The sequence below is a fragment of the Vibrio sp. 10N.222.46.A1 genome, from assembly GCF_041473595.1.
GTDB lineage: Bacteria > Pseudomonadota > Gammaproteobacteria > Enterobacterales > Vibrionaceae > Vibrio > Vibrio tasmaniensis_A.
In genome coordinates, this window is sequence record NZ_JBFRSN010001240.1 from 1 (window position 1) to 696 (window position 696).

At 38.9% G+C, this 696-nt stretch carries 1 protein-coding gene; it reads left to right on the forward strand.

All coding sequences use genetic code 11. The annotated features are described in order from the left end of the window. The first annotated feature begins 125 nt into the window (after nt 1-125). A complete protein-coding gene (locus AB4496_RS25575) occupies nt 126-626 on the forward strand; it encodes a YfbU family protein (RefSeq protein WP_009846313.1) in 501 nt (166 codons plus the stop codon). Nucleotides 627-696 lie beyond the last annotated feature (70 nt).

A 696-nucleotide genomic window follows, 5' to 3' on the forward strand; every position in this document is an offset into this window, starting at 1 on the left:
TTTGTTTATCAATTCAAAAAATCATATTAAATCCGTGTTGAGATCATGTTTCCACTCTTAGGAATGCTGTTACTCTTACTGCAACAAAATAATATAACATTTAGTTTTTTAGTGAGGTTCCTCCCATGGAAATGACCAATGCTCAGCGTCTAATTCTATCAAATCAATACTACCTAATGTCTCAAATGGATCCTGAGAACTCAGCTAAATACCAGCGTCTACAAACGATTGTAGAACGTGGTTACGAACTCCAAATGCGTGAGCTTAACAAAGAATTTGGTTGTTTAACTGAAGCAGAATGTCGCGAAATTATCGACATTATGGAGATGTACCATGCGATGCAAGAGTCGAATAAAATGCTTGCAGATCAAGAGCGTGCGGAAGTCGACCAACGTCGTCTACAATTCCTAGGTTTCGATATCGCTTCTGAAGCACAAATCGTACATTACGTGCGTTTCCTTGTTGACTCTGAAGGACTTTACCCTCAATTTGACAAAGCAGATCACCACTTCAATAGTCAAATGCCAATGTTAGAAAAGTACCGTCGCATGCTAACAACGTGGCGTAACTGCCCTCGTCAGTACCACCTATGTGCGACAGAGCTATCTCAAATATTTAGTGCTTAGTGCATTAGAAGATTAGCTTTAACTAGGCTTATAAAATTTCAAAAAAAGGGTTACTCATCATGAGTAACCC